Source organism: Streptomyces yokosukanensis, from assembly GCF_001514035.1.
Lineage (GTDB): Bacteria > Actinomycetota > Actinomycetes > Streptomycetales > Streptomycetaceae > Streptomyces > Streptomyces yokosukanensis.
In genome coordinates this window covers 34069-41854 of record NZ_KQ948237.1, presented here as the reverse complement: position 1 = coordinate 41854, position 7786 = coordinate 34069, and the positions used below count along the sequence as shown (strand labels likewise).

Annotated in this window: 6 protein-coding genes; 4 read left to right on the top strand and 2 right to left on the bottom strand. The window is 69.0% G+C overall.

The window, feature by feature from the left end; all coding sequences use genetic code 11:
• Nucleotides 1-550, bottom strand: a 550-nt coding sequence (locus AQI95_RS41735; RefSeq protein ID WP_159056699.1) for an NADP-dependent oxidoreductase, incomplete at its 3' end; no start/stop codon positions are given.
• The gene (locus tag AQI95_RS41730) at nucleotides 547-1143 is read right to left on the bottom strand and encodes a TetR/AcrR family transcriptional regulator (protein ID WP_067136408.1); all 597 of its coding nucleotides are present in this window, start codon (nucleotides 1141-1143) and stop codon (nucleotides 547-549) included. The genes AQI95_RS41735 and AQI95_RS41730, both read right to left, overlap by 4 nt.
• A 615-nt stretch (nucleotides 1144-1758) precedes the next feature.
• On the opposite strand from AQI95_RS41730, the gene AQI95_RS41725 reads away from it, so the two are divergent.
• The 4 genes from AQI95_RS41725 to AQI95_RS41710 all read left to right on the top strand — a co-directional run bounded on the left by AQI95_RS41725 (nucleotide 1759) and on the right by AQI95_RS41710 (nucleotide 7590).
• The gene (locus AQI95_RS41725; RefSeq protein WP_067136406.1) at nucleotides 1759-2742 is read left to right on the top strand and encodes an ABC transporter permease; all 984 of its coding nucleotides are present in this window, start codon (nucleotides 1759-1761) and stop codon (nucleotides 2740-2742) included.
• A 1-nt stretch (nucleotide 2743) separates the two neighbouring features.
• Nucleotides 2744-3694 carry an ABC transporter permease gene (locus tag AQI95_RS41720; protein ID WP_425264967.1) on the top strand — a complete coding sequence of 317 codons (951 nt, stop codon included), beginning with the start codon at nucleotides 2744-2746 and terminating at the stop codon, nucleotides 3692-3694.
• Nucleotides 3691-5811 carry a dipeptide ABC transporter ATP-binding protein gene (locus tag AQI95_RS41715; RefSeq protein WP_067136404.1) on the top strand — a complete coding sequence of 707 codons (2121 nt, stop codon included), beginning with the start codon at nucleotides 3691-3693 and terminating at the stop codon, nucleotides 5809-5811. Before AQI95_RS41720 ends, AQI95_RS41715 begins: the two co-directional genes overlap by 4 nt.
• Nucleotides 5812-5907: 96 nt before the next feature.
• Nucleotides 5908-7590 (top strand): ABC transporter family substrate-binding protein, encoded by a 1683-nt coding sequence (locus AQI95_RS41710; protein ID WP_208614401.1) that lies wholly within the window; start codon nucleotides 5908-5910, stop codon nucleotides 7588-7590.
• Nucleotides 7591-7786 lie beyond the last annotated feature (196 nt).

Sequence of the window (7786 nt, the reverse complement as noted above, 5' to 3'; positions counted from 1 at the left end):
ACCAGGTCGGCGCCGCGCGTGACGCGGTGGTGGCCACCTCGGCGCCCATCGAGACGGCGAGCTGGATCGCGAGCGTGCCCACGCCGCCGGCGCCACCGGAGATGAACACCCGGTCACCGGGCTTCAGGCCCAGCTCGTCGCGCAGCGCCTGCAACGCGGTCAGGCCGGCGAGCGGCAGTCCGGCCGCGTCCGTGAAGCCGAGCGCGGCGGGCATCTTCGCCACCAGCGACTCTTCGACGACGGCGTGCGGAGCGAACGCGCCCAGCTTCCCCTTGTCCACGCGCGCGAACACCCGGTCGCCGACGGCGAATCGGGTGACGCCCGCGCCCACCGCCTCGACCTCTCCGGCCAGTTCACTGCCCGCGACCATGGGCAGCGGCAGGCGCTTGACCAGACGCAGCCCGCCCTCCCGCAGCTTGTGGTCGATCGGGTTGAGGCCGGCCGCGCGCACCCGGATGAGCACCTCGCCGGGGCCGGCCTGCGGCTCGGGGACTTCCCGGATCTCCATGGCGTCGGGGCCGCCGTAGCGGGTCAGGACGTAAGCCTTCATGGTCGGTTGCCTGCCTTTACTGTGAGAAGCGCGTGCACGGCCGCACGCACTCGCTCGTCGACGCCCGCGGAGGCGTCGAGCTTGCTGTCGATGTGGAGGAACGCAAGGCCGTGCACCAGCGCCCAGACCGCGGTTGCCAGGTCGCCGGCGTCGGCGCCGGTGTGTGGGAAAGCCCGCTTGACCAGGTCTTCGACGTACGCCTTGACGACACTGTTGGCCGCCACGCGCTCGTCGTGGTCCGGATCGCAGGGCTCCGCGAACATGGCGCGGAACAGGCCCGGGCGCTCCAGCGCGAACCGCACATAGGCTCCCGCGACCGCCGCGAGGTCGTCCGGGGTCTCGGGGGCGGGGTGGGCTGCCGCGAGATACCCGGCGAGCTCGCGATACCCCTCGGCAGCCACCGCCGAGACCAGGCTCTGCCGGTCGGCGAAGTGCCGGTACGGAGCGGTGGGCGAGACTCCGGCCCTGCGGGCGACCGCCCGCAGGGACAGGCCCGCGCCGCCCTCCTCGGCGAGCAGTTCCCGCGCCGCCCGCAGACAGGCGGCGCGCAGATCGCCGTGGTGGTAGGCGGCACGGCTGGGCTGCGAGGGCACGGGGCACCTTCCAAAAGTTGACGGCGCTTACATTGCGTTCGATGTTAGCACCGCTCACACCGTGGGTGTGCGCCTCGCAGGTGTGCCCACCTCGGCCCTGCTCCCGCCACTGCCTCTCGCCCGGCCGGCCGGTAAGCAGCTGGACTACACCAACGCAGCCCCCCTCCTGTGCCCGTCCGCCGAGCCGACGTGCGTGAGGACCTGGCTGCGATCACTGTCCCGACCTTTGTCGCCGTCGCCACGGCCGACTCTCTGATCCTGTCTGCTCTCCAGCGCGAGCCGGCGGGCGCTGGCTCGTCTTGCCGGCCCGCCGGCCGCTGATGTGTGAGGCTGCACGCGGCCCGTCGGCGGGTGGACCGGGAGGAACGTGACGACCGGACACATCAAGATCATCCGAATCGGGTCGAATTCCAGGCTGTGTGCTACGGCAACATGTCGACCTTATGGCGACACCGGGCAAGACCTGGTGCCGCGGCAAAGTACGGACCAAGCTGACGCTCACACCTCCGTGACTCCTGTTCCGTACCTGAAGAAGGCTTCACCTCCCATGTATTCGACCTGTCTCTCCGGCGTTCCCGAGACGCACATCATGTGTGTGGTGAGGAGGTGCCGCACATGCTGCGCCATGTGACGCGAAAGGCGGCCGGCTGGCTGCTGATGATCGTGGTCGCGACGAACGCCACGTATTTCCTGGCCAGTTGGTTTCTCGACCCGCGGTCGAACTTCAAGGAGCTTCGGCCCGTCCGTAGTGAGGCGCAGATCGACCGGGCCCTTGCACCGTACAACCTCGACCCCACAGTGCCGTTGGTGCACCGCTGGTGGGACTGGTTCACGTCGGTGACCCTGCACTTCGACTGGGGAAAGTCCCCGACGGGTGTCTCCGTGAACGGCGAAGTGGGCTACCGAGCCCTCATCAGCGCGGAGTTGGTGGTCGTCGCAACGGTCCTGTCCGTCGTGATCGGTGTCGCACTCGGCGTCTACACCGCCGCGCGGCAGTACGGCTGGGCCGACCGGGTGTCGCAGGCCGTGTCCATCGTGGTGTTCAACGTCCCGACGTCGGTCGCCGCCCTCGCCGTGGTCTTCGTCGCCATCTGGCTGAACCAGCACGCCGGGTTGCACTTCCTCTACGTCGCAGGGGAGAACTCACCCGACGTCGAAGGGCTGTTGCCCACGATCGGTGACCGCCTTCTGCACCTGATCCTGCCGACCCTGACGCTCACACTGATGGGGTACGTCGGCTACCACCTGACGCAGCGTTCACTGCTGCTCGACACACTTCACGCCGACTTCGTACGCACCGCGCAGGCCACCGGGCTCACCCGCGGGCAGGCCATCCGCAGACACGCCCTGAGGGCCGCGCTCATACCGACGGCGGCTTCCGTGGCGTTCAGCATCCCAGCGATCTTCACCGGCGCCGTCATCACCGAGACCGTTTTCGGCTGGAACGGGATGGGCCGGTACTTCATCCAGACCATCAGCAAGAACGACGTGCACGGTACGGTCGCGACGGCCGCCTTCGCCGCGGCTCTGACCGCCATCGGCGCGATCCTCGCGGACATCGCCACGGTCTTCCTCGACCCGAGAGTGCGGGTGAGCTGAGGTGACCACCAACGCGTCCACCAATGCGCCCGCCAACGCGTCCGCCGAGCCGGTGCCGCGAGCGGCCGGCTCCACGCGGAAGCGCACGAGCCTGGGCCTCGGTCGCCTCTACCTGCGGCGCTTCCTGCGAAATCGCCTCGCCGTCGTCGGAGTGGTGATCTTCGCGCTGCTCGTGCTGTTCGCTGCCCTGGGGAGCCGCTTCACCTCCCGCACGTACACCGACGCCGACTTCACCGCACTGACTCAACAGCCGAGCGCACGGCACTGGTTCGGCACCAACCAGGGCGGCAACGACATCTATGCCTGCGCCGTGCACGGGCTCCAACGCTCCCTGACGATCGCCGTGAGCGTGTCGGTGCTGACGATCGTCGTCGCCGCGATCATCGGCTCCGGCGCCGCGTACTTCGGCGGCCGGGTCGAGCGGGTGACGCTCGCCGTCATCCACTTCCTCCTGATCGTGCCCTCGTTCCTCATCCTCGCCCTCGTCTCCCACCGGCTGGCCGGCGACTGGCGCGTCCTCATCGTCGTGCTGACCGTGTTCGGCTGGATGTCCACCGCGCGGGTGATCTGGTCCGTCTCGACCTCACTGCGCGAACGGGACTACGTGAAGGCGGCCGAGTTCATGGGCGTCGGCCCGCTGCGCATCATCCTCCGCCACATCATCCCCAACCTCGGTTCCCTGCTCATCGTCAATCTCACGCTCGGCGTCGTGGCCACGGTCCTCAGTGAGACCGCCCTGTCGTTCCTCGGGTTCGGCGTCCAGACCCCGGACGTCTCCCTGGGGACGATGCTCGCGGACGGCGCGGGCACCGTCACCAGCGCCCCCTGGCTCTTCGCCTTCCCTGCGGGACTGGTCGTTCTGCTCACCGTGTCGATGACCTTCATCGGCGACGGATTGCGCGACGCCCTCGACCCCACATCTGTGACCGGCTCGGCAGGAGGCCGACGATGACCCTCGCGACCCCGCTGCTCGACCCGGTGCCACCCACCGACGCCACCCCCGCCCTCTCCGTGCGGGACCTGCGGATCTCCTTCCCCTCCGAGGCCGGTACCGTCGAGGCGGTGCGCGGCGTGGATTTCGACCTGCTGCCCGGCCGGACCCTGTGCATCGTCGGCGAGTCCGGATCCGGCAAGTCGGCCACCGCGATGGGCATCATGGGCCTGCTGCCGCCCTCCGCCGAACTGCGCGGACAAGTGCTGCTCGGCGGACAGGACCTCGTCGGCCTCGACGACCCGTCGCTCTCGAAGATCCGGGGCAGCTCCATCGGCATGGTCTTCCAGGACCCCCTGTCCGCTCTCACCCCGATCTTCTCCGTGGGCAGACTGCTCTCCGACGCCCTGCGGGTCCACCAGGACCTCACGAAGCGGGCCGCCTGGGAGCAGGCCGTCGAACTGCTGGACCTCGTCGGCATCCCCGACCCGCGCAACCGGGCCGCGTCCTTTCCGCACGAGTTCTCCGGTGGCATGCGCCAGCGCGTGGTCATCGCCCTGGCGATCGCGAACAGACCGTCCGTGCTCGTGGCCGACGAGCCCACCACCGCACTCGACGTCACCGTGCAGGCACAGATCCTCGAAGTGCTGCGCCAGGCCCAGCGGGAGACCGGCGCCGGCCTCGTCCTCATCACACACGATCTGGGGGTCGTGGCGGGCCACGCGGACGATGTCGCCGTCATGTACGCGGGCCGCTTCGTGGAGCGCGCGGGCGTCGGGGAACTCTTCCGACGCCCGACGATGCCGTACACGGCGCGACTGCTCGCCGCCGTACCGGACGTGGAGGGCGGGGCCCGCAAGCCCCTGGTGCCGATTGGCGGCGAGCCGCCCACCCTGGTGAACCTCCCGAGCGGCTGCCCCTTCGCAAGCCGCTGCGCCGTCTCCCTCGACGCGTGCGCTCACGACGAACCGAAGCTGCGCCATGTCACCGGACACGGGCATGTGGCCTGCCTGCGCGCCTTCGAGATCGCCGACGGAACCCTCGATCCCGCGGGTGACACCCCGCCCGCCGGTCAGCCGGCGGCCGCAGGCCGTGCCGAGGCCGCCGAGGTGGCGTTGCGTGGTGAGGTGGCGTTGCGTGGTGAGGTGGTGCTCCGCGTCGAGGACCTCGTCAAGACCTTCCCGGTCACCAAGGGCGCCCTCCTCAAGCGCCGGGTCGGCACGCTGCACGCCGTCAACCGGGTCAGCTTCGAGCTGCGCGCCGGTGAGACGCTCGGCCTGGTGGGGGAGTCCGGGAGCGGCAAGACCACGACGCTGATGGAGATCCTGCGGCTCGGTCGGCCCGAGGCCGGCCGGATCGAGATCGCCGGCACCGATGTCGGCACGGTCCCGTCCGCCGTGCGCCACGGGCAGCTGCGGCAGGACGTGCAGATCGTCATGCAGGACCCGTTGGGAGCGCTCGATCCCCGCATGCCCGTCTTCCACCTGTTGGCCGAACCCCTGCGGGCGATCGGCCGTGATCGCGAGTCGATCCGCGCCCGGGTCCACGAACTGCTCACCCTGGTCGGCCTGGACGAGTCGGTGAGCGACCGATTCCCGGCCGCCCTCTCCGGAGGGCAGCGCCAGCGCGTCGGCATCGCCCGCGCCCTGGCGACGGAGCCGAAGCTGCTCGCCCTCGACGAGCCGCTCTCCGCCCTGGACGTCTCCGTACAGGCGGGGGTGATCAACCTCCTGGCGCGGCTCCAGCGTGACCTCGGTCTCGCCTACCTCGTGGTCGCCCACGATCTCTCCGTGGTCCGGTACATCTCCGACCGCATCGCGGTGATGTACCTCGGGCACATCGTCGAGACGGGGGACACCGAGGCGATCTTCAACGATCCCCAGCACCCGTACACCCGCGCGCTGCTGTCGGCGATCCCGATACCCGACCCCGAGCGGGAACGCACCCGCGAACGCGTCGTGCTGCAGGGCGAGCAGCCCAGTGCCGCGCGCATGCCGGCGGGGTGTGTCTTCGTCGACCGCTGCCCGCTGTACCGCAGTGCCGACGACGAACTGCGCCACCGCTGCCGCACGCAGCGTCCCGAGCCGACTCCCGCGGCCGGGCGCCCCACACACCAGTACGCCTGCCACGGCATCTGAACGGCGGCCTCGGCGAGCAGGGGCCGCTTCCCTCCCTCGTTCACACCGCCGCCGCGTTCGTGTCTTTCTCCACCGATCTGTAAGGAACGATTCGTCATGCGCACAAGACTGGCCCTGCCCGTCGCTCTCATCGCCGCCATCTCCGTCACCGCAACCGCGTGCCAGTCCTCACCCGGCGGGGACTCCGCGGACTCGAATGCCAAGGGCGCTCCCTCGGCCGCGTCGTCCGTCGCCGACTACAACCCCACGCCCTACGACCGGATCAAGGACGGCGGCACGTACACCACGGTCGGGACCTTCGACGACCAGGGCAACCCGTTCAACGTCAATGCCACGCTGACCGCGTCCCGTGTCTGGGCCTGGTACAACGCCGACGCGATCACCTACTCACCGACCGGCGAGGTGCAGTACAACCCGGACTACTTCAGCGACGTGAACGTCGCCGTGAAAGGCGGCAACCAGAAGGTCACGCTGACCATCAATCCCAAGGCCGTCTTCAACGACGGCACTCCGATCGACTGGACCGCGATCAGGGCCACATGGAAGGCCAACAACGGTTCCGACAAGTCCTATGCGGCCTCCTCCACCGACGGCTACGACCAGATCACTTCGGTCGGGAAGGGAAGGAACGCCAAGCAGGCCGTGATCACCTTCAAGGGGGTCAGCCCCTCCTGGTCGAGCTTGTTCACCACCTTCCTGCATCCCAAGGCCGCAACGGTCGAGAACTTCAACAAGGCCTACGTGAAGAAGGCTCACCCGGAATGGGGCGCAGGGCCGTACACCGTCGGCAAGTGGGACAGCCACTCGGGCGACTTCACGTTCGTCCGCAACCCGAAGTGGTGGGGCCGGAAGGGCAAGCTCGACAAGCGCGTCTATGTCAACCTGGAGTCGACCGCGGCGATCAACGCCTTCAAGAACGGTCAGCTCGACTATGTCTCCGCCGTGGACGCCGAGAGCCTCAGGCAGATCAGGGGACTCAAGGGCACGGAGATCCGCAGCGGCGGCAGCCCCTTCGAGTACTCGCTCTACTTCAACACCAAGTCCGCGGTCCTCGCCGACAAGACGGTCCGCAAGGCGATCGAGGAGAGCATCGACCGCACACAGATCGCGAAGATCCGGTTCCAGGGCCTCGACTACAGGGAGCCGCTGCCCGGCTCGGCCATTCTGTACAGCTTCCAGAAGGGCTACGAGGACAATGTCTCGGACGTGTTGAAGTACGCGCCGGACGACGCGAGGAAGGCGCTCGACGCGGCGGGCTGGCAGGCCGCCAGCGACGGCATACGGGTCAAGAACGGCAAGAAGCTCGAAGTCGGCTACACGCTTCTCGGCGACGATCCGCTGGAAAAGGCGACCGCCGGTGCCTTCGCCGCGATGCTCAAATCGGTGGGCATTCGCCTCGACATCAAGAAGGCCGACGAGGCGGACTTCTCCAACATCCTCAGCGACCGCAAGTTCGATCTGTTCGTGTCGGGGAACCGCTCGATGGACCCGTTCGGCGCCCGCTACCTGTGCGACTTCTACTGCTCCGACCGTGACTCCAACCTCACCGGAGCGGGTTCGCCCGCGCTGGACAAGGAGATCCGCGCGATCGCCAAGATCTCCGACCTCGGCAAGCAGGCCGTGGCGGCCAACGAGGCCGAGCGGAAGGCACTCCAGGAGTACGCTTTCCTGCCGCTGTTCAGCGGCCCCTCCACCTACGGCGTGAAGAAGGGCCTCGCCAACGTCGGCGCGACCATCTTCTACAACCCGCTTCCGGAGACGGTCGGCTGGGAGAAGTAGCCCTCACCGGCATCCGGCTCGCGCACGAGGACCATCGGCTGGAGGTGTCCGGGGCCGCGCGCAGTACGCCGTGCGCCGTGCGTGGCGTGGCGGGCGCGGCCGGGTACCGGATCGGTCGGCCGCGCCCGGCCCCGGCGCTCAGCCCTTGCCGAAGTACACCGCGGGGAAGGCGCCCGCCGCCCGCAGAGTTCTGGTG